Source organism: Brevibacillus sp. JNUCC-41 (assembly GCF_014844095.1).
Lineage (GTDB): Bacteria > Bacillota > Bacilli > Bacillales > DSM-1321 > Peribacillus > Peribacillus aracenensis.
The window spans coordinates 1,525,308-1,549,579 of sequence record NZ_CP062163.1; the positions used below are offsets into that span (position 1 = coordinate 1,525,308).

General features: G+C 43.1%; 24 protein-coding genes. 5 read left to right on the forward strand and 19 right to left on the reverse strand.

Annotated features, from left to right (window positions below; translation table 11 throughout):
- Positions 1 to 11: 11 nt before the first annotated feature.
- From JNUCC41_RS07620 to JNUCC41_RS07695, 16 genes are all read right to left on the reverse strand, one after another.
- Positions 12 to 1,523 (reverse strand): flagellar hook-associated protein 2, encoded by a 1,512-nt coding sequence (locus JNUCC41_RS07620; RefSeq protein WP_192207150.1) that lies wholly within the window; start codon positions 1,521 to 1,523, stop codon positions 12 to 14.
- A gap of 14 nt (positions 1,524 to 1,537) precedes the next feature.
- Positions 1,538 to 1,900, reverse strand: coding sequence for a flagellar protein FlaG (gene flaG / locus JNUCC41_RS07625; protein ID WP_192207152.1), 363 nt, complete (start codon positions 1,898 to 1,900; stop codon positions 1,538 to 1,540).
- A 707-nt stretch (positions 1,901 to 2,607) separates the two neighbouring features.
- Positions 2,608 to 3,786, reverse strand: coding sequence for a flagellin N-terminal helical domain-containing protein (locus tag JNUCC41_RS07630; protein WP_192207154.1), 1,179 nt, complete (start codon positions 3,784 to 3,786; stop codon positions 2,608 to 2,610).
- A gap of 138 nt (positions 3,787 to 3,924) precedes the next feature.
- Positions 3,925 to 4,158 (reverse strand): carbon storage regulator CsrA, encoded by a 234-nt coding sequence (gene csrA / locus JNUCC41_RS07635; protein WP_192207156.1) that lies wholly within the window; start codon positions 4,156 to 4,158, stop codon positions 3,925 to 3,927.
- Positions 4,158 to 4,601: a flagellar assembly protein FliW gene (fliW, locus tag JNUCC41_RS07640; protein ID WP_192207158.1), complete on the reverse strand. Its 444-nt coding sequence runs from the start codon at positions 4,599 to 4,601 to the stop codon at positions 4,158 to 4,160. The genes csrA and fliW overlap by 1 nt, the downstream gene beginning before the upstream one ends.
- Positions 4,602 to 4,609: 8 nt before the next feature.
- Positions 4,610 to 5,188, reverse strand: a complete 579-nt coding sequence (locus JNUCC41_RS07645; RefSeq protein ID WP_192207160.1) for a DUF6470 family protein — start codon at positions 5,186 to 5,188, stop codon at positions 4,610 to 4,612.
- Positions 5,189 to 5,232: 44 nt separating this feature from the next.
- Positions 5,233 to 6,111: a flagellar hook-associated protein FlgL gene (flgL, locus tag JNUCC41_RS07650; RefSeq protein ID WP_192207162.1), complete on the reverse strand. Its 879-nt coding sequence runs from the start codon at positions 6,109 to 6,111 to the stop codon at positions 5,233 to 5,235.
- Between the two features lie 16 nt (positions 6,112 to 6,127).
- Positions 6,128 to 7,687 (reverse strand): flagellar hook-associated protein FlgK, encoded by a 1,560-nt coding sequence (gene flgK, locus JNUCC41_RS07655; protein WP_192207164.1) that lies wholly within the window; start codon positions 7,685 to 7,687, stop codon positions 6,128 to 6,130.
- A 29-nt stretch (positions 7,688 to 7,716) separates the two neighbouring features.
- Positions 7,717 to 8,205: a flagellar protein FlgN gene (locus JNUCC41_RS07660; RefSeq protein ID WP_192207166.1), complete on the reverse strand. Its 489-nt coding sequence runs from the start codon at positions 8,203 to 8,205 to the stop codon at positions 7,717 to 7,719.
- Positions 8,206 to 8,282: 77 nt separating this feature from the next.
- The gene (gene flgM, locus JNUCC41_RS07665; protein WP_192207168.1) at positions 8,283 to 8,546 is read right to left on the reverse strand and encodes a flagellar biosynthesis anti-sigma factor FlgM; all 264 of its coding nucleotides are present in this window, start codon (positions 8,544 to 8,546) and stop codon (positions 8,283 to 8,285) included.
- 216 nt (positions 8,547 to 8,762) lie between these two features.
- Positions 8,763 to 9,182 carry a TIGR03826 family flagellar region protein gene (locus JNUCC41_RS07670; RefSeq protein WP_192207170.1) on the reverse strand — a complete coding sequence of 140 codons (420 nt, stop codon included), beginning with the start codon at positions 9,180 to 9,182 and terminating at the stop codon, positions 8,763 to 8,765.
- 96 nt (positions 9,183 to 9,278) lie between these two features.
- The gene (locus JNUCC41_RS07675; protein WP_192207172.1) at positions 9,279 to 9,971 is read right to left on the reverse strand and encodes a ComFC family protein; all 693 of its coding nucleotides are present in this window, start codon (positions 9,969 to 9,971) and stop codon (positions 9,279 to 9,281) included.
- Positions 9,964 to 11,355, reverse strand: a complete 1,392-nt coding sequence (locus tag JNUCC41_RS07680) for an ATP-dependent helicase ComFA (RefSeq protein ID WP_228467638.1) — start codon at positions 11,353 to 11,355, stop codon at positions 9,964 to 9,966. The genes JNUCC41_RS07675 and JNUCC41_RS07680 overlap by 8 nt, the downstream gene beginning before the upstream one ends.
- Positions 11,356 to 11,478: 123 nt before the next feature.
- Positions 11,479 to 12,321, reverse strand: a complete 843-nt coding sequence (locus JNUCC41_RS07685; RefSeq protein ID WP_192207174.1) for a DegV family protein — start codon at positions 12,319 to 12,321, stop codon at positions 11,479 to 11,481.
- 188 nt (positions 12,322 to 12,509) lie between these two features.
- Entirely contained in the window at positions 12,510 to 13,193 is a 684-nt protein-coding gene (locus JNUCC41_RS07690; RefSeq protein ID WP_076368292.1) for a response regulator, read from the reverse strand.
- A gap of 40 nt (positions 13,194 to 13,233) precedes the next feature.
- Positions 13,234 to 14,382, reverse strand: a complete 1,149-nt coding sequence (locus tag JNUCC41_RS07695; protein WP_192207176.1) for a sensor histidine kinase — start codon at positions 14,380 to 14,382, stop codon at positions 13,234 to 13,236.
- A 616-nt stretch (positions 14,383 to 14,998) separates the two neighbouring features.
- On the opposite strand from JNUCC41_RS07695, the gene JNUCC41_RS07700 reads away from it, so the two are divergent.
- Together JNUCC41_RS07700 and JNUCC41_RS07705 are read left to right on the forward strand one after the other, a co-directional pair.
- Positions 14,999 to 15,634, forward strand: coding sequence for a YigZ family protein (locus JNUCC41_RS07700; protein ID WP_192207178.1), 636 nt, complete (start codon positions 14,999 to 15,001; stop codon positions 15,632 to 15,634).
- A 178-nt stretch (positions 15,635 to 15,812) separates the two neighbouring features.
- Positions 15,813 to 16,835 carry an LCP family protein gene (locus JNUCC41_RS07705; protein WP_192207180.1) on the forward strand — a complete coding sequence of 341 codons (1,023 nt, stop codon included), beginning with the start codon at positions 15,813 to 15,815 and terminating at the stop codon, positions 16,833 to 16,835.
- A 172-nt stretch (positions 16,836 to 17,007) separates the two neighbouring features.
- Here JNUCC41_RS07705 and JNUCC41_RS07710 read toward each other — a convergent pair whose 3' ends face one another.
- The 3 genes from JNUCC41_RS07710 to JNUCC41_RS07720 all read right to left on the reverse strand — a co-directional run bounded on the left by JNUCC41_RS07710 (position 17,008) and on the right by JNUCC41_RS07720 (position 19,999).
- The gene (locus JNUCC41_RS07710; RefSeq protein WP_192207182.1) at positions 17,008 to 18,057 is read right to left on the reverse strand and encodes a glycosyltransferase family 4 protein; all 1,050 of its coding nucleotides are present in this window, start codon (positions 18,055 to 18,057) and stop codon (positions 17,008 to 17,010) included.
- A 76-nt stretch (positions 18,058 to 18,133) separates the two neighbouring features.
- Positions 18,134 to 19,237 (reverse strand): glycosyltransferase family 4 protein, encoded by a 1,104-nt coding sequence (locus tag JNUCC41_RS07715; RefSeq protein WP_192207184.1) that lies wholly within the window; start codon positions 19,235 to 19,237, stop codon positions 18,134 to 18,136.
- Positions 19,238 to 19,255: 18 nt separating this feature from the next.
- Positions 19,256 to 19,999 (reverse strand): WecB/TagA/CpsF family glycosyltransferase, encoded by a 744-nt coding sequence (locus tag JNUCC41_RS07720; RefSeq protein WP_192207186.1) that lies wholly within the window; start codon positions 19,997 to 19,999, stop codon positions 19,256 to 19,258.
- Between the two features lie 111 nt (positions 20,000 to 20,110).
- On the opposite strand from JNUCC41_RS07720, the gene JNUCC41_RS07725 reads away from it, so the two are divergent.
- Genes JNUCC41_RS07725 through JNUCC41_RS07735 form a run of 3 tightly spaced genes read left to right on the forward strand, consistent with a single transcriptional unit; the run spans position 20,111 to position 24,263 of the window.
- Positions 20,111 to 21,541, forward strand: a complete 1,431-nt coding sequence (locus JNUCC41_RS07725) for an O-antigen ligase family protein (RefSeq protein WP_192207188.1) — start codon at positions 20,111 to 20,113, stop codon at positions 21,539 to 21,541.
- A gap of 4 nt (positions 21,542 to 21,545) precedes the next feature.
- Complete coding sequence (gene murJ / locus JNUCC41_RS07730; RefSeq protein ID WP_192207190.1) at positions 21,546 to 23,072, forward strand: murein biosynthesis integral membrane protein MurJ; 1,527 nt, start codon at positions 21,546 to 21,548, stop codon at positions 23,070 to 23,072.
- Positions 23,073 to 23,096: 24 nt separating this feature from the next.
- Positions 23,097 to 24,263: a glycosyltransferase family 4 protein gene (locus JNUCC41_RS07735; protein WP_192207192.1), complete on the forward strand. Its 1,167-nt coding sequence runs from the start codon at positions 23,097 to 23,099 to the stop codon at positions 24,261 to 24,263.
- Positions 24,264 to 24,272 lie beyond the last annotated feature (9 nt).

Below are 24,272 nucleotides of genomic sequence, written 5' to 3' on the forward strand. Positions count from 1 at the left end.
TCTGACATACCTTAACTAAAATAAGAAGCTAACGATGCACTTTGGCTGTTTGCCTTTTGAATCGCTTTTTCCATCGCCGTGAACTGGTTATAATAGCGCGATTCCAGTTTCGTTAACTTCGCTTCAAATGTGGAAATCTTCTTATCCAGCCCATCAACCAATTTTCCGAGTGTAAAATTGTTATTAACATAGCCGGCCTTCCCGGCTTTTTCAGTAATCACCTTCATCGATGATTCTATATCATCCCTTAACCGGCGCGCGAGTCCTTTGTCGCTCTTTTCCGAACCATTGGCCATGAACAAATCATAAATCGCATTGGGATCCTCACTAATGGCTGCCCGGAGCTTGTCCTCATCAATCGTTAATTTACCGCCCTCCAAATAATTTTTGGTGGTGGTGATACCCAAACTGCTAAGACTGTTTTTTCCCGTAATTCCATCCACTGAAGTATATAGAGATGACCTCATTGTGGTCAGGAGACTTTTTAATGTCGAGTCGCTTTTTAACGTTCCGCTCTTCGCTTTTTCTTCCCACAGCTTCACTTCATCCTCTGTCATTGCCTTCTTTTGCTCAGAGGTAAGCGGCGTAAAGGAGCGATATTTCGCTTCACCCGTTTTATCTTGAACCTTTTTAATGACTTCATTGTATTTATTCACAAACTGTGTGATCGTATCCAGGATGGCATCCACATCAGCTGTTGATGAGAATGTAACTGTATCGGTCGTTTTTTGCTTTACCGTTATTTCCGCTCCATTAATCTGAAACGTATTAGAAGGCCGGGAAATTTCCAGTCCATTATAAACAATGGATGCATTTTCCCCTTTTGTGCCGCCAGTTCCTTCATTGTTACTTGCCATTTTTAACATATCGAAAAAATCTCCGGTGCCCCCTAATTCAATTTCAGCTCTATCCTTAACATCACCGGTATTTTTAGCAGTGATGGAAAACTGCTGGGACTCTTCATCAAAAAATAGGGTCACTCCTGAGTTAGCGTTAATTTTATTTATCACAGTCTCTAACGTATCGTCCCCACTAAGGGTAAGCGTGTACGGTTTTTCCACTGTCACTCCATCTTTTACTTCCGTATCAAAACCGCCATCTTTATTGATGGCGAGTATCGTAATATCTTGTGGTGTCGTGAAACCCAATTCCGATAGTTTCTTTTTGGAGTCGGTAACAGCTGATTTTTCCGTACTTGTCATGGTTGCTGCTTTGGCAAGTCCATTCACTTGTACATTCCCGGAAAAATCACTGGTCGAATTCACATTTCTCACTGATACAGCATCTGGATTCGAAACCGACACCTTCTTTTTTATAAAGGAGGATTGCTTCCCGATTCCATCACGAATGAGCGTATCCAATTCTGATAAAGCTGTATTGATCGAACGGTAATCATCCCGCTGCCATTCGGAATACTGCTTTTTCTGTGTTAATTTATCCAATGGCACCCGTTCTGCCTGCATCATGCTCTTAACTAGTTCATCAATGTCCATCCCGCTTGCTAAACCACTGATTCGTACCATAATAAATCACCCGCTTATATTTTTTCATCCACCATTATGCCGACAAACTCCGTCATTGCCGCATAGAAATCCAATAACTTCTTCGGAGGAATTTCCCTGATCGTCTCATCCGTCACGTCATCGACTACCTTGACATAGTACTCATTCAGCTTTTCGTGATATTCAAAACGAACGGCCGTATGTGCCGGATTCAGGAAGGTGTTCAAATTATCCACCAATTCCTGCATCTTTTCTTTTGAAGGCTCATCAGTAGATTCTACACTTTGCTCCGAATAGGCAAGCGTATTCATTTCCCGCTGATAATATGAACTGATTCCTTCCGAGATTGCTGTTCTAAGTTGTGAGGAAAGAATATTCGTGGACAAACTCTCCAGCATCTAAATAGCCCCCCATATAATGTCTTTACTTTTTATATCGGTTCTTACAGTTTTATATTTAGTAAAGCTTTTTGACCTTTTCTATAAAAGAGATTCTACTAAAAAACTCCAGAAGAATAACTTGAGTCTAGTTGATTTCCACTTCAGGCACTCGCTTTCCGCGGGCGGTCCGGGAGCCTCCTTGGCGGTTTTGCGCCTGCGGGGTTCGTATTCCCGCAGGAGTCTCGCACCTTACGTTCCAATCAACTTTGTTTTAGCATTTAGATGGAAATCCTTTTACCTACATTCTTTTTAAAAAAATTAAAAGATTAAAACTGAGGTGATAATCACTTCTCTACGTTCGAAAAAAATTATGACTGACGATTATATTTATAGGACTTCCCTTTTTATTCAAATGAACCTGCGAACATACTAGGAAGAATGGAATATCCCATCCAGCTTGTGATTGATAGCGTGTTTACCAGTCATTTCACCATACACAATCACATCTTCATCTACGGATTTTGTAGTACCATCACACTCAATGAAGTCATTATGATTGTAGCCATAAGATTCCTTGCAGATAGATAAACGAATGGTCCCTTACTTTTTAAAGGTCAGTAATCCCTTTTTTCTGCATCGTAATGTTCCTTACACCCTTCAATCAGTACAAATAAAAGAGCCTAACACAAAGTGTCAGACCCTTTATTGTTAGGCTAACTATCCAATTAACGAAGTAATTGAAGAACGCCCTGGGGTTGCTGGTTTGCTTGCGCGAGCATGGCTTGTGCTGCTTGAGAAAGAATGGAGTTCTTAGTTTGATCCATCATAGTCTTAGCCATGTCGGTGTCTCGGATACGAGATTCTGCAGCAGTTAAGTTCTCTGAAGAAGTGCTCAAGTTGTTAATTGTATGTTCTAAACGGTTTTGGTTTGCACCCAATTTAGAACGTTCTGCTGATACTGTTGTAATCGCATTTTCAATCGTTTTGATTGAATCAGATGCAGATTTTTGATCAGAAATGTTGATACCTTTTGTAGCATCTTTGTTTAATGTAGTTGAAGTTGTGGTATCAGCACCTACAGTAGCAGCCTGAGTAAGATCCCCACCATCAACAACGGTAGCTATTACTGATCCCTTGCTCGCTTTATTAATTGCATCTAAAACATCTTGCTGTTTAGCTGAAATAGCACCAGGATTAGTAGTATCCCCAGCTTCTTGAGCTAATGTGATAGTAAGTGTTTTACCATCATCACTTAATGTAGCAGTTGTTTCATTTACAGCAGCAGCATCTTTGTCTCCAGCAGCTGTGAATGTGACTTTAACCGCTTCACCCTTGTCGTTTCTAATTTCGATTTCACTGTTACCTTCAAGAGCAGTCTTATCTCCGATTTGACCTTGTACGCCTAAAGAATCAGCATCCATATTGTTGATAGTCAATTTAATGTTTTGACCTTCGTTAGCACCGATGTGGAAAGTTACATCTTTAGCATCACCGTTGATCAATTTCTTCGTGTTGAACTCAGTGTTTTCAGCAACACGAGTGATCTCTTGAGACAGTTGATCCACTTCTTTTTGAAGTTCAGCACGGTCAGTATCCGTGTTTGTGTCATTTGAAGATTGAACAGCAAGTTCACGCATACGTTGTAGAATGTCGTGAGTTTCGTTTAATGCACCTTCAGCTGTTTGGATTAAGCTAATACCATCTTGAGCATTACGAGAAGCTTGATCCAGACCGCGGATTTGTCCACGCATTTTTTCAGAGATTGCAAGACCAGCTGCGTCATCGCCTGCACGATTGATACGCATACCTGATGCAAGTTTCTCCATCGATTTAGATTGTGCATTCGTTGCTGCACCTAATTGACGGTGCGTGTTAAGAGCTGTGATATTGTGATTGATAATCATTTTTGTTTCCTCCTTGAGTCTTAAGTCCCCACGTCCATGTGGTTGTTTACGATGGGCAGTGAATAAGTCGGCCGCCTATTTCACTACCCATCGTTGTATAGTTAATATCGACCTGCTTGGAAACATATTTAGCGGATTTTAAGATTTTTTCTTGAAATGCTCATTTATATTTTCCAGAAAATTGGTTTCTGTTTTTGAGGCTGTTCTATTTTCCTGCTGGATGGACAGATAGACTTCCTTCCTATGGATATCGACGTTTTTAGGGGCATTGATCCCCAGTTTAATCTGTTCCCCCTCAACGGACAGGATCGTAATCTCGATATCATCGCCGATCATGATCGCTTCATTTGGTTTTCTGGTCAAAACGAGCATCATTTCCCCCCCTGTTCTGTTGGAGGTTCAAACAGTCTGTGCTTTGTACGGTATTCACTAGCATTCATGATAAATTGCTTACCGACTTTTTTGGGGCCGTTTATGATGATGGGAGCCTGTAGATTGGCCGTCGTTTCATTGAAAGGGTCCTGGATCGTTAAGATGACGAAAGTGATGACTTCCAGTTCCGTTTCAATTTGTAAAGAAGATAACACCTCATCCGTGAGCTTCACTTCGTAATCGTGAAACACTTCAAAAGGGTCCGTTACAATGAAGGCAAGCCCTTTTGTTTCTATCGATTGCAGGACGAAAAAGGGCGTGTCATCCAAAGCTAGCAAGCAAAACTGTTTTTCTTCTAAAAACCCTGGTATCCCGTTTTCAAATATATAAATCTCTTTCTCTGCTAATTCGAGTTCGCCATGAAATTTTGTTTGTATGATCATCTATGTTTTCACTGCCCTATCTCATCTGGAAATAAATTGATGAAATCTATATCCAGCGCATTTTTTTGTAGAATTTCCACATCCACACTTCCTGGTGTGTAAGTATGGATCGCCCCATTGATTTGAGCATCAATGATCGGTTTTTGTACGGTTGCTTCAATCTCCACTCGGGCCGGCTCGTAGTCCAGCTTCACGCTGAAATGAGAGGGAATCCATCCGAGTTTGAATTGCTTATCAGGCCCTTTGCTGTTTTGCCTGGCCTGTTCAGCGATTGGATTGCCGCCTTTTTCAATATGCCTCAGTTCCGTTCCCTGCTGGGCACGTCTTGCCATACCCGCCAGCCAATCCTGATATCCCTGCTTTGCAAATTCATCGACTCTTCTTGAGAGGCTTTTCAAATCCATGTCTTCCCTTGCTTGTGACTGATCGATCGTCAGCTTGCCTGGTGTCGTTTGAATCTCCAGTATGGCTTGCGGCTGTTCGATAGATTGGACCGCCGCCTTCTGTTCGATTTGCTGTACAGGCTGCTCTAGATTCAATCCAATCTTCATGGGGGTGGATTGCAATCTGATTTGTGGAATCTGCATCATCAACACTCCTTATAGAAAAAAGCTATCCATTTAAGAATAGCTTAGCGAAGAAAATCCAATAAACTCGGTTGCATGATTTTTGCGCCGATGCTTAAAGCAGCACTATGGACACTTTCCTGGGTCGTCAAATCCATGATCGCCTTTTCGATATCGACATCCTCATTTTTCGAAAGGATTTCAGTGGCAAAAACCTCCTGCTGCTTGAGACGGTCCGTCATCAGCTCAATCCGATTCTGCCTAGCACCAACCTGTGCCTGCATGCCTAAGAAATTATTTATCGTTGCATCAAGTGCTTCCAGTGTGCCGCTTACGTCCCCGCCGTTTTCGAGTGCCTCGATCGTCTGGTCGATGCTTCCGCCGGCAGCGAGTGCATCACCAAAAATCTTGGAACCGTCCGTATTGATTTTAAGGGAAATCCCGGAAAACACTTCAAGGTTTATATCCCCTGTGCCATACACCGTATTTCCATTCGCATCTTTAACGGACGATGGCCTCACATTCGTATCCTGACCGTTGAAAATATATTTCCCGCCAATCTGTGTGTCGCCAAGAGTTATGAGATGTTCTTTTAATTGTTTAATTTCTTCAGTAATCGTTTTAAGTTGTTCCCCTTCATACGTGCCATTGCTTCCTTGAACGGTTAATTCACGAATCCGCTGCATGGCGGAAACCGCTTCCGTAATGGCATCATCCGTGCTGTCGATCCAATTGGTCGCCTCGGCAATGTTACTTTGATACTGCCCTATTTGATTGAGGTTTGTCCGGTACCCCATTCCCATCATGGCCGCAACAGGGTTATCGGATGGTTTGGAGAATTTCTTTTGCGAGGAAACCTGCTCTTGCAGCTTGGACATCTTTTCGTAACTGTTGCTTAAATTGCTCAACATATTATTGGTTAGCATCGATTGCGTTACCCGCATGTTCGTCCCCTCCTATTTATCGGCCTACCGTACCCATTCCGTTAATTATTTTATCGAGCATTTCATCCATCATCGTCATCATTCTTGCAGATGCGTTGTATGCCTGCTGGAATTTGATCATGTCCGTCATTTCTTCATCAAGGGATACGGAACTGACGGACTCCCTATTTTGATTGACCGAGGCAGCAAGCACGACAGAATTGGAAAGGTTCTTTTGGGCGCTTTGGGAATCCACGCCAAGCTTTCCGATGATACCGGAATAATAGGTATCGAAGCTTCCCGTCAATTCGACAGAGTTTTGGTCTTTAGTCAAGTACTCACTGAACGCCTTCTTTTTAAGGTCAGCCAGGAGTTTTGCATTTTCATTATCACCGGATGCCCCTCCGCTTTTTCCGCCTGCGGCTATTTTTGTGGGATCCTTAATGATTTCACCATTCACCTTGATGCTTTGGGCGGCACTCTTACCAGGTTCAAGTTCAAAGAAGTTCAATGCTGAAGTGCTGTCATCACCTAAGGCATACCCTTGTTTATGGATGGCATTGAACTCATTCACAAAAGCCGTCGTCATATTATCGAGCTTTTTCAACATATCAGGATAAGCGCCGCCGATCGTTCCATCAGCCTTCTTATAGCCGAAGCTTTTGATCAAACCGGATAGTTCTCCCGAGAATTTGTAATCCGTCAATGTTTTCGAACCAAACTTCAATCCGTCTACCATACCTGTCTTTTTATCATGGCTAACTTCAACTTTCGAAGTTCCCACCATCCCGGTTTGGTTAACACTGACAAGATTGATGGGCGGTACGAAAGATGAACCGTCTTCTTGCATCAATTCGATGTTGTATAGCCCTGTAGCCACATCGCTGGCCCTGCCGTAATCCGTCGGAATGACGTTATTCACTTTAATGCTGACAAGCTGCGAGAGATTGTCCACGAGTACATCACGTTTATCATAAAGGTCATTGGGGATATAACCATGCGGCTCCACTTTACTGATCTGTTGGTTAAGCTGATCAATACTGCTGATGAGCGTATTGATTTCGTTCGCTTTGACGTTTATCTGATTGCCGATATCCGTTTGAACACTTGTTAGCGAGTTGTAGTAGTAGTTCAGGGTATCCGCGACCATGACCCCCGTCGAGGCAACGACTTCACGGGCCCCGGAGTTTTCCGTATTGGCCGTCAGCCCCTGCAGCGAATTCCAGAACTTCTCCATCGTGGCGGCTAATCCGCTGTCGGTCGGTTCGTTCATGACCCCTTCCATTTTCGTCAGGGATTCACTCATGGCCCCGTAATAACCGATTTTATTACTTTGTGTCCTGTATTGTGCATCCAGGAAACTGTCGCGGATCCGCTGAACCGTTTCAGCTGCCACCCCTGTCCCGATTTGGCCGGCAACACGCGGGCTGTTCAAACCGACAGTAGGAAAGCCCGACGTCTGGACCAAGTTGACCCGCTGCCTTGAATATCCTAATGTATTGGCATTGGCCACATTATTTCCTGTTGTATATAAGGCTCCTTGAGAGGTGGATAATCCGCGCTTGGCGGTCTCAAGACCCATAAAGGTTGAAATCATTTGCTCGCACCTCCATCTTTTTCTGCTTCTTATGCTTTGGAATCAAACATTCCCATGCCGATTTTCGCCGTTTTCCTAACCGAATCCCCGTAATTCAGATTCTGGTTCCGCGGCCTCAGAATATCCAAAGAGACATTGATGAATTGAAGGGACTGATAGATCAATTGCTGATTTAAACCGTTCCTCTCCTTCAGCTTTGCCACTTCACCAATCAATTCCGCTTTTAGCATTTCAAGGACTTCCGTTTCTTCAGGTCCTGTCAGCTCCGTCACGGTATGGATGGAGGCAGGCTGTCCCACCGTTCCATTGGCTGCAATGAATTCCCCGACTGCCCTTTCCCTTTCCTTATCCGTTTGACTGATGGCTTTAATATGCTTTTGTTCCGAAATCAGCAGGGCAGTAATCGCCTCGGTATCATTTGCTTTCAAAATGGCCGTTTTCTTTATCGCCAATTGATTGAAGCTTTTATGAAGCTTGATCAATTTTTCAAGCGATCCGATGATATTCCGTGCAGACATTTTCCTGCCTCCTCCGCTCATAAATGAAGGACGGAAAATGGCTCCGTCCACTTCATTCAAGCTTTTTCATTGAAAATTCATTTCCGGTAAAAGTCGATAAGACCCTTAGCCGTTGCCTGTGCATTCAATTTATAATTTCCTTTTTCAACTTGGATTTTCAATTCTTCCACTTTTGCTTGCCTTGCAGCAAGAATCGGGGATGATTGCTGCATTTCTTTTGCCGCTGAAGAAATTTCAACTTTATCCGAGGATTTGGCCTTGGATTCTTGGATATTCCCCGTTTTATTGGCTTGTAGTTTATAAGGGTTAACACCTGTCATACCGACGTTATTGATTTTCATATTCCAGATCCTCTCCTTCGGTCGATTTTATAAATCCCATTATGCTGATTCCTAACACATGAAAATGGCTCTGGACTGTGTTGTTCTCCCTATCTTTATTATCGACAAGGATTGGATTTCTTTAATTGTTTCCTGTATCTTTCCTTCGACACCCATTGTCGAATATTGTTCTCAATATCGAATATTTTAACAAATACCTCAACACGTTTCCATGATTTATCCTTTTTGATCATCCTTCATGTAGTACGTGTTTTTTTTATCATTTCCTTGAATTTCAGTCAGGCGCTTTTCCTCATTTTCAAATGCCTGCAAATCCGATCGCAGTGAATCGCCGCATTTGCCGCATAACCTTCCGCTCTTGATATTAGCGCCGCACCTTTCACATGGAATTCCCAGATTGGGAAACTGCGAAACCCTCAGCTTTCCAATTCTTACAAATTTGATTATTAATGTTTCTTCAACGCCGGTGTCCTTGACCACCTGCATCATGGACGCCGTTCTATTTATTTTCTTGCGAATATATGCATATACTTTATCATATTGGGCTTCTTCTTCTTTATAACAGGCATCGCATACATCCCGGAATTTCGTCATAACGAATAACGAATTACAGCTTGGACAGTTGAATACTTCCATCGAGGCCCCTCCTTCACCATCACAGCGATTATTCTTTAGTGTATATATCGAATAATCCCGGCGATACTTTAGGGATGTTCATTAAAATAAGCTGTTTCACCTAGCCAGGGTGATGGATGATACTTCTTTGGCCCCAGCCGTTATCAATGCTTTCGCTGCATGCCTAAGCGTTGTGCCTGTCGTGTAAATGTCATCGATGATCAATATAGATTTACGCTCCAGCAAATCAGATTGCATGACCTGAAAAACCTGCGGTAATGAGATTCTCTCTTGCCGTGATTTCTTTGATTGTTTTTCCGTATGGATTCTCGTCAAGGTCTCAACGGTTTGAAGTCCAATGAGATCTGCCAAAGCCTGCCCTTGGTTGAATCCCCGCTCCTTAAGCCGTTCATGACTAAGCGGGATGGCCGTTACCAGGTCAAATTCCATTTCCTTTAACCTTTCTTTCAAAAAAGGGGCGAAAACCTCAGCTAATGCATAATCCCCCCGGTACTTATATTTAGCAATAATATCTTTTAAGCATTCATTATAATGAAATAGCGATATGTTCTTCGACAAATAGCCTCCCCACTCCACATCCCTTTCCCATCTTGAACAATCCAGACAGAGGTCACCGGTCCTATATTCCCTGTCCAACTCCCTTGAGCACATTGTACATGTGTCCCCGGTGATCCTATTAAGTTTCCCCTCACATCCTTCGCAGATTGCCCTTGCCTCGGCCCGCTTAAGCAAGCTCCTCCATGTGAAAGCCGGCTTCATTCCCTCATCACAAACAAGACATCTATTCATCGAGCAGCCCCCTTTTCATGGCATCTTTATTCATCATTTGTATATGGTGAACCGCCTCGACCATCGCTTCACTTTTACCGTAATGAAAAAAGGTGATCGTCCCGGCAGGGTTAGCAAAGCTCCTCCCTACCCTGCCGGCAATCTGGACGAGGGCACTTTCAGAAAACACTTCATGTTCAGCACCGATCACGGCTACTTCCAACCGATCAATTGTCACGCCGCGTTCTAGGATGGTCGTTGTCAGTAATCCTGGAATCATTCCATTCCTTAGTGCCATTACCCTTTCCTTTCGATCAGGGTGCCGGGAGTGGACAATCGATAATTTTGGGGACAGTCTTTGGAACAGCGGAATGGCCTGCTCCATCACTTGAATGCTTGGAAAAAACAATAGGAAGGGGATATGCTGCTTAAGGCGTTCACTTACCCATCCGGTGATTGCGGGGGGAATCTTTTGTTGAAGGAATAGTTTTTGCCAATTGCCGGTCCACTTCATTCCAGGGACAGGAATTGGCTGACGATGATAACGGGCCGGGATTATGACGGCTTTCAATTTACCGCTTCGGTATAGCCGCTTCATTCGTTTCGAGGGTGTGGCGGTCAAATAGATGGTTGCCGCAGAATCCTTTTTCGATTTATTAACCGCATAATGCAGAGAATCGTCAATGGAGTAGGGAAACGCGTCGACTTCATCAACGATGATGACATCGAAAGCTTCAATAAAACGGAAAAGCTGATGTGTCGTGGCAACGGTCAGCGGCGAAAAGCCATGTCTATCTGCACTGCCGGCATAAAGGGGCGTGACGTCAATGGCAGGAAAGGCTTTTTTTAACCTTGGGGAGAGTTCGAGAACGACATCGGTCCGCGGTGTTGCCAAACAAATCCGTTTCCCGGCATGCAACGCTGCCTCAATCGCTGGAAATAAGACCTCCGTCTTCCCTGCCCCGCATACGGCCCATACCAGGAATTCATCTTTTCCGTTCACGGCTTCAACGACACAGTCGGAGGCATTCTGTTGACCTGCCGATAAAGTGCCTGCCCACCTCATCACATTGTCAGGAATCGCAAACTGAATGCAGGGCCCGGTCCACCTATAAAGCTTTGCACATTCACTGACCCGTCCCATCATGACGCATGAGCGGCAGTAGGTGCAATCTTGCTTGCAAATCTTGCAAGGGAATGTATAAAACAACGTTTGGTCTTTGTTACCGCAGCGTACACAATTATAACTGCCGTTCCCCGATTGCACGCCGCAAGTTTCCGAGACATACCCATTCTTGAGGTGCTCTGCGAGGAGTTCTTGGGAGAAGGGGATTTCGAAGGCCAAAAGGTGTTTTCCGGTGAGATGGTTCTGAAGTTCCAGGGAATAAGGGGGGGAAATGCTCATGTTTACCAAATTGCAACCTCCTTTTCTTAATAAATTACACTCCCCCTTATCATTCGCTTTTTACTCCCGGATTCCTTTTTACTCCATGAAAAAACGCCTTTCACTTAGTAAAGGCGTCACAGCTTAAATTTTATACCAGCCCATCCCCATTGAACCTTCTCCCAGATGCGTTCCGATTACCGGACCGAAATAGCTGATGTCGAACTCGACATTTGGGAACCGGGCTTCAAGTTCGGCTTTCCAGTCTTTAGCCTCACTTTCCCTTTTTGCATGAATGATGACGGCTTTATACTTCTCGCCGATTGCCGCGTCTTCCCCAAGTAAATCGGCAATCCGTTTCATCGCTTTTTTTCTTGTACGGATTTTTTCGAACGGGACGATGACTTTATCAACAAAATGCAGGACAGGCTTCACTTGAAGCAGGCTGCCAATCAACGCTTGGGCACTGCTTAAGCGTCCGCCGCGCTGCAGATGGGATAGGTCATCTGCCATGAAGTACGCCCTTACCGATGGTTTCATTTCTTCGAGCCTTGCCATGATTTCTTCTGCACCTTTACCATCAAGTGCCATCTTTGCCGCCTCGATCACGTAAAACCCCTGTACCATGCAGCTGATTTCCGAATCAAAGGCATGAACCCTAATCCCTTCCACCATTTCACCCGCAGATACCGCTCCTTGATACGTTCCGCTGATGCCGCTCGATAAATGAATGGAAATAACATCATCATATTCTTTTTGCAGTTCCTCGAACTTCTCGACAAACTTCCCGATTGGCGGCTGTGAAGTGGTCGGCAATTTCTCCTGCATCTTTACTTCCTCATAAAACTCATCCGCAGTTATATCAACTTCCTCCCGGTAAGCTTCATTGGAAAAAATGACATTAAGCGGCATCATATGTATATGTAAACGATCACGTATTTCCTTAGGTATATATGCAGTGCTATCTGTTACGACTGCGGTTTTCATAATAGTACCATCCTTATAAAAATTTACTCTGTATCATATTCACCATTCTATCTGAAAATACCTTTATTTGCATTAATAGCTTTCTGCATTATGAAACCAAGAATATGAATCAGTTATCCACCCAAAAAAATCCGGCCCTTCAGCACGCATTGCGGTATCTGAAGAGCCGGACTTATCGAACGCTTTAATTACTTCACTTCCACCCAGCCATTTTTAATAGCTAGGACAACCGCTTGTGTACGGTCATTCACATTCATCTTCTGTAGAATGTTACTCACATGGTTCTTGACTGTCTTTTCACTGATATATAGAGTTTCTCCGATAGCCCGGTTGCTTTTCCCGTCCGCTAAAAGTTGAAGCACTTCACATTCCCGTCGAGTCAATAGGTGAAGAGGCCTCCTGATTTCTATCGTATGTACGGAATCACGATCAGCACCCTCTTCAGCTGCTAAGCGGCGATATTCTTTAACTAAATTATGAGTCACCTTCGGATGAAGGTATGAGCCGCCTTCAGCGACTACACGCACAGCATCAATCAACGCATCTGCGTCCATTTCTTTCAAAAGATAACCTTGTGCTCCTGTTTTCAATGCATGCTGCACGTAGTTTTCATCATCATGAATGGAAAGGATGATGACTTTTGTTTCAGGGTAACGGTTCACGAGCATTTTTGTGGCTTCGACCCCATTCATGGTCGGCATGTTGATATCCATGATAACAACATCAGGTTTATGTGTTTCAACGAGGTCCATCGCTTCGCTTCCGTCATCACCCTCGGCAACAACATCAAAGGATGATTCAAAATCTAATATGCGCTTTACGCCTTCACGGAAAAGCTGATGGTCATCGATAATGATGATACTAGTCTTCAACGGCTTCTTCCTCCTAGTTTCTATTTAATATGTCTATTCTCTATAATTTATCATGGTAGGGAACTTGTATAAATACCAAAGTGCCTGCCCCCGGTTGTGAATCGATCGTCATTTCACCCTCCAGCAGCTCGACCCTTTCCCTCATTCCTACCAAGCCAAATGAACCTTCTTTTTGAATCGAAGAGTCAAACCCCTTTCCATCATCTTTGACGACGACGGTTACCATCTCCTTGGAAATGGACAGTTTAACTTGAATCTGTTTGGGGTCCGCATGCTTCAATGAATTTTGTACAGCCTCTTGGACCAGCCTGAATAATGCGACCTCCATATCGGAAGGAAGCCTTTTGACCTGTCCAAGGTTGACGAAATTCAGGTTCACGCCATTATTATAGTCTTCGGTCGTTTGCAGGTACTTTCTGAGGGTAGGTACAAGGCCTAAATCATCAAGCGCCATAGGGCGAAGGTCATAAATGATCCTGCGCACTTCATATAAAGCATTCCTTACCATGACCTTTAAACTGCGGATTTCCACTAACGCTTCATCAGGGCCTCTCTCCCGCTGCACTCGTTCTATCAAGTCTGAGCGCATCATGACGTTTGCCAGCATTTGCGCAGGACCATCATGAATTTCTCGTGAGAGCTTTTTACGTTCCTGCTCCTGGGCTTCGATTATTTTCAGGCCGAAGTCCTGTTTTCGTTTCGCTTCTTGAAGGGCTTCCCCCACAAATTTAAGATCCTGTGTCAAATAATTCTGCACTACCGATATTTGCGAAACGAGATGCACCGCTTTATCGATCGTCTGCTGAAGACCCCTTAACCTTAACTCAAGCTCATCCCGGCGATTACGGAGCTCTTTCTCCAATTGCCGGTTAATTTGTAAATCGACTTGCAGCTTATGTGCCCTTTCATAAGCATCGCGCACCTGTTCTTCAGAAAAATGGTTGAAGTGCATACTGACTTCTGAAAGCCTTTTTCGAGCAAACCTGGCTTTCGAATCCAATGCATCGCTGTCGGTTATCACAATGGCAACCCTGATTTTCACATCATCAAGCTCTTTTGATAATGACTCGAAATCCTTTCGGCATTGTTCGCCGATATCAAAGACCTCATCCTTACTCTCACTAACAGTGCTCACCATTGTTTCTAAGATCTTGTCCAATGCTTTAGCATCAACCTTTTTTATGGACATTAAGATCCCTCCACTTAAATCAAAAGACTTAAACAATTTATTGTCTTAAAGACTATGTATATGGAAAAAAGTTCTTTCCCTTTTTCATGAATGGCTAAATTTCAGGAAACTTTTGTATGAAGTAACCTTCATGAACATATTGTACCAAAAAAAGATTAAAAATACGTTAATTCCCTTTTATGATTTCCTAAAATGTACCTTTTTACTATACATCTCATATTCCCGGCCATTAAGTCTTCCTATTAAAGGCAGAAAGCTGTTTCTATTATCCTAATACAAAATATCCTTTTCAATCAAATGGGATATTCTGTTCCATTGATTATCTTATGAAATAGATGCATTTATTAAATGGCAAAATCCCTGAAATGAGAGGACGCGTTAAAGCAAAGCCAGGATAATGGCAAAGAACTCATGTTTTTCCTAAAATGTTATTCTTTTAAGAATATATGGCCAGCTAATAACAATAACAGGCAATGAAATTAATTATAACACGTACAGCTTTTTCTTATATTAAAGTTTCTTTACACATGCGGTATGTAAATGAATCGTCATTGCCAGTTTTTCCGCAAAGCCTTATAATAAATCAACTAATAGGAAGTACGAAGGTGGAATAGTAATGCTCACTCAATATTTAACGGTGGCAGGCCGCGGCGAACATGAAATCATCATTGAAAAATCCCGTTTTATTTCCCACATCGCCCGAGTTGAAACCGAAGATGCCGCACAGGCCTTTATCCAGGAAATCAAGAAAAAGCACAAAGATGCTACACATAATTGTTCCGCTTATATGATCGGGGAACAAAATCAAATCCAAAAAGCCCTCGACGATGGGGAACCTAGCGGAACGGCAGGCGTCCCTATCCTGGAAGTACTTAAGAAAAAAGAACTGAAAGACACCGCTGTTGTTGTCACACGATATTTTGGCGGCATCAAACTTGGTGCTGGCGGTCTCATTCGCGCTTACAGCAAAGCGACTTCAGAAGGAATAAATACCACTGGTGTGGTCGTAAGAAAACTAATGCGGGTCATTTCGACAACCGTCGAATATACCTGGCTTGGGAAATTGGAAAACGAATTGCGATCTTCCATTTATCAAATAAAGGAAATTCAGTACCTTGATCAGGTCAATATCCTTGTATATGTCGAGGAAACACAAAAAGAGACATATACCGCATGGATTACAGAGCTGACAAATGGTCAAGGCCATATCACTGAGGAAGAAATGATTTATCTGGAAGAGGAATTCGCCTGATAAACTACTGCATATTTTTCCTTTTTTATGCTGTAATATAATTGAAAAGAAATATTTATTTTACGAAATTATTAAATCATTGTAAAATTAGGTGTGATATATGACGAAATATAAACTGTAGGATTCGAAAAATAGCGATATATGTCTGATATTCGTTATTTAAAAGGAGAAGAAAAAGATGTCTACTACTAGGCGTGTTTATAAAATTAAAAAAACTAAGAAAAAAAGGCGAAAGAGGCTTTGGTTGTTGCTTGTTCCCCTGCTGGTACTTGGTCTGGGAGCTTCTACGTATGCTGCGACCCTGTATATGAAAGCCCAGAACGTATTCAGTGATTCTTATGACCCTGTGGAAGCATCAGCAAAGCGAAATGCAGCGATCGACCCGCTCGAAGATAATTTCTCTATCCTTTTCATAGGGATCGATGATAGTAAGGACCGTGACTTAAAAGGAAATTCCCGCTCGGATGCTTTAATTCTGGCTACATTCAATAAAGATCAAAAATCTATAAAACTATTAAGCATTCCACGTGATTCCTATGTGTACGTGCCAGCCAAAGGCGTAACCACGAAAATCAACGCGGCCCACGCAGCCGGCGGACCAAAGGCGACGATGGACACCGTAGAGGAGTTATTCGATATCCCTGTCGATTATTATGTTCGCATGAACTTTAACGCTTTCATCGATGTCGTAGACTCATTGGATGGTATCGAAGTAGATGTACCTTATGAAATAAATGAAATCGATTCACATGACAAAAAGAATGCCATCCATCTTGAAGAAGGATTACAGACCGTTGATGGTGAGGAAGCATTAGCGTTTGCACGGACACGTAAAAAGGATAGTGATATCCAACGCGGTGAACGTCAGCAGGAAGTCCTAAGGGCCATCATTGCCAAAGCAACCTCTGCCGGATCACTGACGAAATATACAGATGTAATGGAAGCTGTCGGTGACAATATGACAACGAACCTTCAATTCTCACAAATGAGAGGTTTCATAAAATATGTAACTACCGATAAAGGACTCAATCTTGAAACCATCAAACTCGAAGGTCAGGATTCTACCATTAACGGAACCTATTATTATCAGCTGAACGATACATCAGTAGCGAACACTAAGCTGTTGCTTCAATCCCACTTGAACCTGAGACCGAATGAAGGCAATCAAACTGAAGCAGTTCAATCACAAATACAAGAATAACGTGAGACCCCCACTCGTCATGAGTGGGGGTTTCCTTTTTATCTTAACTTATATGAAATGACATGCTTAGCAGACAGCCTTCAATACAGCAAAAAAAGCCACCAACCGTTTCTTTAAACGATTGGTGGCTTTTATTTATATTAGCTAATCTAGTAATCTATTTCCAAAACGGTCATGGCTTGTTTTTAAAGTTGAGCATCTTGAGCAACGGCTGGTAGTTTGAATTGACCAAGCCAATTTTCTCCACAAAAATCTCTATGATCAGCAAGAGTCCTGTCACAAGGATCAAAGCTCCCCACATCGTTGCAAATGAAAAGATTATGGCCGCTAAGCCAAAGCAAGCAGCTAAAGCGTAAATGAGCAAGACAGTCTGCTTATGAGTGAATCCCAAGTTTATCAAGCAGTGATGTAAATGGGATTTATCAGCAGCCGAGATCGGCTGTTTATTGACGACCCTGCGGATAATCGCGAAAAATGTATCCGAAATGGGAACACCCAAAATGATGATCGGTACGATCAATGAAATCATCGTAACGTTTTTAAACCCTAGCAGGGATAGAACGGCAATGATGTAACCTAAGAATAATGCACCTGTATCTCCCATGAAAATCTTTGCCGGATGAAAGTTATATTTCAAAAAGCCAAGAGTGCTTCCAATCACGATCAATGCGACCATAGCAACAAATAGGTCCCCTTTAATAAGGGCCATGGTTGCAATTGTCACTAATGCGATCGTTGAGACACCGCCTGCAAGGCCATCCAGTCCATCTATCAGGTTGATTGCATTAATGATGCTGACGATCCACAAAATTGTGATCGGTATACTAAAAACACCAAATTCAAGTGTATCGGTAAAGAACGGCAAATTGATGAATTCCACTTCAAGGCCGCCCCATAATACAATAATGAGGGCCGCCAAAACCTGGCCCAGGAATTTGGGCGCAGCTCTTAATTCAAAAATATCATCAGCCATCCCGATCAAAATGATGACAAGGGCTCCCACCAGAAGGGGCAACTGCTCCCGAAAGTCATTCATGAAAAGTAAGAAGGTAATGAAAAAACTCAAAAATATAGCTAAACCGCCCATGCGCGGCATAATTTTACTATGCACTTTTCGCTCATTCGGTTTATCGGTAGCTCCTAATTTAAAGGCCAGCTTTCCGACAAAAGGAGTCAAAAAAATGGATAATAAAAAGGCTACCAACAAGGCCCCTATTAACATCAAGAACCACCTCAATTCCACTAAAAATCTAATACCCGTATCGATCTATATGAAAACCTATATATAAATGCTTATTTTAATTTTTCATCCTCAAATAAACATTATATACGTTTTTGGCTAAAATCTCTATAGAAAAGTTGCTTTTTGCAAATTTTTGTAAATCCGACCCTATCTTTGTCAGGTCTCCGGATTTTTTTAATTCCATGGCATTGCAGATGGCCAATTTCAGCTGTTCAACATTGCCGATATCCGTAATCCAGCCCTTGCTCCGATCGGGAATCAATTCCTTTACACCTCCGACATCACTCGTGATTGCCGGAAGACCCGATCTTGCTCCTTCAAGTAAAACAAGTGGAAAACTTTCGCTTAATGAAGTCAATAATGTGATGTCCCCTAACGGGTAGATTCGTTCTAAATCTTCACGATACCCTAAAAAGTGCACATGATCGGATAATCCCTTTTCCGAGACCATCTCTTCCAGAGCAGATCTCCTGCTCCCGTCCCCTGCAAGCAACAGCTTTACATTCGGGAATTCCGATACCACTTCACTTAATGCCGCTAAAGCAAATTCATGACCTTTCACCGGTTCAAGCCTTGCAGGCATGATGACGATGAAATCATCCTTCCCAAACCCGAAATCTTCTCTTTGAAGCGGGAAAGGCAATTCCGTTTCAAAGTCAATTCCGTTTAGGATCTTTGTTATTTTTGAAGAATGGATTCCTTGATCAATCAAGTCTTGCTTAAAGCGGTCGGAAACTGCCAGTATATGATCGGCATATTGAAATGACCTTACATGAAGGCCTGTAAATAATTTCCCTTTTACGCCCTGCCCTAAAAAGTCATGATGAGGTGAACTGTGAACAGTAAGAAGCCAAGGACATTTGATGAGCCGCTTTATAAAGGCACCATATATATTCGCCCGCGGACCATGTGTATGGATGATGTCTATATTATTTAGACGGATAAAGTCCCGTAAAGGTTTCAAAATTGAAAGGTCATATTTGGATTGTTGCTTGAAAAGTTCGGTTTGTATCCCGGAAGACATGGCCCGCCGGTAAAGTTCACCTTCTTCAAATACACCAAGCAAACATTCCTCTTTATTCAATTGGTTCAGTAAGGACATAATATGAAACATTCCGCCGCCAGTTTCATTACCAGCGTTTAAATGCAAGATTCTCATCCAGTCCACTCCTTATATTCAGGAACGCTGCACCGTTCTCCTTAACCGCTTAACCTTCAAAACGAATCTTGGCAGCGCAAGCATCCGTTTCCAGCGCGAGGGTTGCTGGATCAGTCGGTACAACCATTCAAGACGCATCTTTTGCCAGATAACCGGGGCGCGGTTCACCTTTCCCGCAAGGACATCAAAGCTTCCCCCAACTCCCATGAATAACCCCTTATTGAATAGCCCATAGTGCTTGGAAACCCATTTTTCCTGCCTAGGGAATCCTAATGCAGTCAAAATGATGTCAGGTTCAAGATCCGCTATCGACTTAGGCAGGGCATCATCCTTTATATCAATGTAACCATGGTTGTATCCCACCAACTCGAGACCCGGATATGATTCTTTTACTTTCAGGGCCGCCGCTTCAATCACGCTTTCCTCTGCTCCAAGCAGGTATACCTTCAGCGCTTTTTCATCAGCGAACCGAAATAATTCATTCATCAAATCGAATCCAGTAATCCGTTCTTGTAAAGGTTGATTTAGCCATTTAGAGGCCATAATAATACCAACGCCATCCGGAGTGATGTAATCAGCCGATATAATGATGTCTTTATAATCCTGATGTTCATTCGCATACTCAACTATTTCTGGATTTGCCGTAACGATAAACGTTTTTTCCTGATTCATCAATCTTGGATAGATCATTCCATTCATGAATTCGTCCATATTGCTATCAATGAATGGTATGGATAGTATCTCAACAAACTTTTCTGTCATTTCACTTCAGCCTTTCATATGTACTATACATCTAAAGGGTGGGGTATTATTCAAGAAATTTTTTCATACACATCATAGAACGTGATTTTTGATTCAAAGGTGGTTAATCAATTGAAGTTTATAGAGAAGCAATCGTTATCCATTCTATTACTGTGCCTGCTCGTCCCATCGGCAGTTCCTCACCCTATCGCCGGTTACATGGCAACGGCGCTGATGCTCTTTTTTATCGGTATAAATAAAAAAAACCTGTTATTAATTCTATTCATTTATTTCCCTGCCCGTCCCTTATTGATGGAACTGAATAGCGGCTTAACCTATACAGGTGACCTGATCATTCTCACCTTATTCATTTCTTTGCTTATTGAAAGATTCAAAAAGAACGAATGGCAATTTTCGAAATATCATTTTACTGCGCCATATTGGTTGTTTTGTTTAATTGGTGCAGGGGCTGCACTCATAACAGGAGTGGGAATCCTCCCCATCCTATTTGAACTCCGTGCATTGCTTATTACATTCTTGCTTCTTTACATTATCGGTGAATTAAATCTAGAAAGAAAGGATATCTTTCGCTTTTTAAAGGTAATCCTAATATTTACAGTCTTACTTTGCCTGCATGGCATCGTGGAGAAAATCTTTTCACGTACGGTCCTGCTTCCCCATGCATGGGAAATGTGGAATCTTTCTCCTATAAACCGGATGAGGATTTATGGAGCACCTGCCAATCCTAATGTATTTGCCTTATACTTAAGCATCCAGTTATTCCTTAGTTTCTTTCTATTTCAGTCGCTGAAAAAATATAAATGGATCGTCTTCCTGGCAGCCATCCTGTTTTCCGGAACATTATTCCTTACCTACTCACGGGGCACGATGATAGCATTTGGGTTCTCGGCGCTTGTCTTTATGATCTGGACTAGAAATAAACCATTTCTCAAATATGCTGTAGGAGCACTTTGTCTCGGCCTGCTTCTTATTTATTACCCAGTTTTATTTGCATCAAGTAAAGTGGAGGTATCCGCATCGATTCCCATGGAAAATGTGGTAATTGGCAGCACCCCCTCTCCTGAACACGAACATGCCCTCTCCAACCGCTTTTCAGAGATGTTCTCTGATAAAACTCTGCACCAAAGTACGGAATGGGGCCGGTTATATGTCCTAATCAAAGGAATTGAAATTTTCACAGATCACCCGATAATCGGTACCGGGCTAGCAACCTTCGGAGATTCTGCCACACTTTCCTATTCCTCACCAATCTATCAGGATTATCAAATTGGTGAAAGGATGTATACCGATAATCAATATATCCAGATTCTGGTCCAAACTGGCGTATTGGGATTTCTTGCAGTCTTTGCATTCATCTTTTTCACCTGCCGTAAAATCCTAAAATCGGGAAATGGCACTTTAGCAGCGTTTACCATCTGCCTGATGTTGGCCGCATTATTAGCAGGACTTTTCTACAATATTCTCGAAGATAAATCGTTTACGCTGATATTTTACAGTTGTTTGGGAATCTGTTTACAGAAGGACATCATTTTAAAGGATTGAAAATATGCCTACTCTTTCACATGTCATTAAATCGGTCGGGCTCGTCACCATTATTGCAGCCATTGGAAAAGTCCTCGGTTTCGGTCGGGAATCGATCATAGCCGCCTATTTCGGGGCATCATCATTGGCAGATGTTTTTTTCGTGGCAAGCCTCATACCAACCATTCTTTTTACGGCTCTCGGCAGCGGTCTTCAGGCCGGCGTTATCCCGATTTACTTGGAAAAGAAAGCGGACAATCCGGTGAAAGCTGATGAATTCATCAGTGTTTTAGGCTCTTTCTTTATGCTGGTAGCCGGAGTCCTGACCATTGCCTGCATGATTTTCATAAAGCCGCTCGTCATGTTGACAGCCCCGGGTTTCTCTGAGTCTGAGCTTGCCCTGACGGAGTCACTGACCCGGATCATGCTGCCAAGTTTACTATTTTTCACGCTTTCATACATGGCGACGGGGGTCCTGAATGCGAATAAGCGTTTTATTCTGCCGGCACTCACTTCAACTGCACAAAACACGGTCATTATAGCAGCCACTGTATTGTTCGCTGCTCCGTTTGGGATTGAAGGATTGGCTTGGGGCTTTTTATTCGGTGCAGCAAGCCAGTTCCTTATTCAATACCCATCATTGAAGAAATACGGAATCCGGCCCATCGTCGCTTTCCTGCCCCATAAAAGGCAGATCGTTCAAACACTGTACACCTTTTATCCAATCATCATCGCCGCTTTGGCGATCCAGTTGAATAGTGTCGTCGATCGGATTATTGCGACTTCGCTCGAAACAGGGAGCGTATCGGCACTGAACTATGCGAATCGCCTGCTGTGGCTGCCATTAAGCATTGTCCTCACGCCTCTGATTACCGTATTGTATCCTTCAATCGTCGAGCGTGCACTTATAAGCTATCGATCTTTCCTTAATTTGACCTTAAAGGGAGTGAAGTCGCTATTATTTTTGGCTATTCCTTTCATGGTCGTCATGTTAATCAGTGGAAACAGCTTAATCACTCTGGCTTTCCAGCGCGGGGCCTTCGATGCTTCAGCAACCGAGGTGACTTATAGGGCATTCATCTTTTATTCAGCTTACCTCCCGTTCTTTGCACTGCGGGATTATCTGATGAACGCTTTCTACGCCTTGAAGAAAACGAAAGTGGCTATGTATTCCTGCCTGGTTGCCGTATTACTTAACGTCCTGCTCAGCTGGGTCCTATCACGATATCTCGGCGTCGGCGGAATCGCTTTAGCATCTGGCATTTCCATGCTCCTGCAATCTCTCTACCTTTTCGGCTACCTATGGCTAAAGACAGAAAGAACGGACAAGGCCGCTTTCACGGATGTTTTTCAGGAAAGCAGCAAGCTTGCCATCATCGGAATCATCATTTACGGACTCGCTCTCTGGATCCATCCGTTAACCATGACGTTACCCATCATCATGGAATTAGTGATCATCTCGCTGCTCGTATTCGGATTATATCTTGCATTATCCATTCTTTTTAAAGTAAGCAGCCTGCAAGCGGTGAAAAGGATCAGGTCATCCAAGTAATTCATTAGAAGAAGGAGTGCCATTATGAACATTTTAATCACGACCATTTTCAACTACCCTCATGAAGGAGGGCTATCGAGCCATATCACTACGTTAAAAAAGGGTTTAATGTCACGGGGCCATGACGTGGACATATTATCTTTCTCTCAATTGCCACCTTTCAAGAGGAAGATGCTCGCCCAAGCTCCAGGATTTTTACTAAATAAAGTAAAACAGGGGAGCGGCCAGCTTTTCAATGACCGGCAACGCCAAAAATTATTGGCTTCATCTATTAAAGCCTTGAAAAAGAACTATGATGTCATTAATGCACAAGACATTTTCGCAACGCTCGCCTCCATCGAATCCGGGATACCAACGGTGCAAACCGTCCATGGGTATTATTCATTCGAGGCAGTCAGCAGGGGCGCCCTTCTTCCGGATAGTGAAGAAGATTTGATCATTCGGGAGCTGGAAAGGAAAGCTTATCAGTCAGCTGCAAAAGTGGTGACGGTCGATCGAAGGATCAAAGACTATATAAATCATTTGGCACATATAGAGGCGGATACGATCAAGAACTTCATTGACGTATCTGCTTTCAAACCGGAAATGGCAAAGCGGGAGCAAACCCGTCGGGACTTTCAAATACCCCTACATAAAAAGATGATTTTCGTTCCGAGAAGAATGACGGAAAAGAACGGTGTCATCTACCCGCTCCTTGCTCTGCCGGAGGTGCTGGAAAATCATCATGAAACGGTATTGGTCTATGCAGGTACAGGGGAACAGCGAAGCCGGCTTGAGGAAACGGCAGCCAAGCTCAAAATTTCAGATTCCGTACTTTTCCTGGGCTCAGTGCCATTCGAGAAAATGCATAATCTCTATGAAACATCAGACATCGTACTCATCCCTAGCGTTCATTCCCACGGGGTGGAAGAAGCGACTTCCATTTCTGCATTGGAAGCGATGAGTTGCCGCTCACCCGTGATTGCAAGCGCAATCGGAGGTTTAAAGGAAATTCTCATTGATGGTGAAGATGGTCTGTTAGTGGAGGAAAAAAATAAGGAAGCACTGGCACAAGCCATCTCCATTCTGCTTAAAGACGCTGAATATGCAACAAAGTTAGCTGCGAAAGCAAGATATAAAATGGAAAGCGAATACTCCCACCTTTCAGCTGCCGAGCGGTTTGAGAAAGCTTATGATGAAGTGCTGAACTAAAAAAAGCAG

Coding starts and splice junctions, on each gene's coding strand:
- JNUCC41_RS07620 (WP_192207150.1), bottom strand. CDS start 1,523: ATGGTACGAATCAGTGGTTTAGCAAGCGGGATGGACATTGATGAACTA.
- flaG (WP_192207152.1), bottom strand. CDS start 1,900: ATGCTGGAGAGTTTGTCCACGAATATTCTTTCCTCACAACTTAGAACA.
- JNUCC41_RS07630 (WP_192207154.1), bottom strand. CDS start 3,786: ATGATTATCAATCACAATATCACAGCTCTTAACACGCACCGTCAATTA.
- csrA (WP_192207156.1), bottom strand. CDS start 4,158: ATGCTCGTTTTGACCAGAAAACCAAATGAAGCGATCATGATCGGCGAT.
- fliW (WP_192207158.1), bottom strand. CDS start 4,601: ATGATCATACAAACAAAATTTCATGGCGAACTCGAATTAGCAGAGAAA.
- JNUCC41_RS07645 (WP_192207160.1), bottom strand. CDS start 5,188: ATGCAGATTCCACAAATCAGATTGCAATCCACCCCCATGAAGATTGGA.
- flgL (WP_192207162.1), bottom strand. CDS start 6,111: ATGCGGGTAACGCAATCGATGCTAACCAATAATATGTTGAGCAATTTA.
- flgK (WP_192207164.1), bottom strand. CDS start 7,687: ATGATTTCAACCTTTATGGGTCTTGAGACCGCCAAGCGCGGATTATCC.
- JNUCC41_RS07660 (WP_192207166.1), bottom strand. CDS start 8,205: ATGTCTGCACGGAATATCATCGGATCGCTTGAAAAATTGATCAAGCTT.
- flgM (WP_192207168.1), bottom strand. CDS start 8,546: ATGAAAATCAATAACGTCGGTATGACAGGTGTTAACCCTTATAAACTA.
- JNUCC41_RS07670 (WP_192207170.1), bottom strand. CDS start 9,182: ATGGAAGTATTCAACTGTCCAAGCTGTAATTCGTTATTCGTTATGACG.
- JNUCC41_RS07675 (WP_192207172.1), bottom strand. CDS start 9,971: ATGAATAGATGTCTTGTTTGTGATGAGGGAATGAAGCCGGCTTTCACA.
- JNUCC41_RS07680 (WP_228467638.1), bottom strand. CDS start 11,355: ATGAGCATTTCCCCCCCTTATTCCCTGGAACTTCAGAACCATCTCACC.
- JNUCC41_RS07685 (WP_192207174.1), bottom strand. CDS start 12,321: ATGAAAACCGCAGTCGTAACAGATAGCACTGCATATATACCTAAGGAA.
- JNUCC41_RS07695 (WP_192207176.1), bottom strand. CDS start 14,382: ATGTCCATAAAAAAGGTTGATGCTAAAGCATTGGACAAGATCTTAGAA.
- JNUCC41_RS07700 (WP_192207178.1), top strand. CDS start 14,999: ATGCTCACTCAATATTTAACGGTGGCAGGCCGCGGCGAACATGAAATC.
- JNUCC41_RS07705 (WP_192207180.1), top strand. CDS start 15,813: ATGTCTACTACTAGGCGTGTTTATAAAATTAAAAAAACTAAGAAAAAA.
- JNUCC41_RS07710 (WP_192207182.1), bottom strand. CDS start 18,057: ATGTTAATAGGGGCCTTGTTGGTAGCCTTTTTATTATCCATTTTTTTG.
- JNUCC41_RS07715 (WP_192207184.1), bottom strand. CDS start 19,237: ATGAGAATCTTGCATTTAAACGCTGGTAATGAAACTGGCGGCGGAATG.
- JNUCC41_RS07720 (WP_192207186.1), bottom strand. CDS start 19,999: ATGACAGAAAAGTTTGTTGAGATACTATCCATACCATTCATTGATAGC.
- murJ (WP_192207190.1), top strand. CDS start 21,546: ATGCCTACTCTTTCACATGTCATTAAATCGGTCGGGCTCGTCACCATT.
- JNUCC41_RS07735 (WP_192207192.1), top strand. CDS start 23,097: ATGAACATTTTAATCACGACCATTTTCAACTACCCTCATGAAGGAGGG.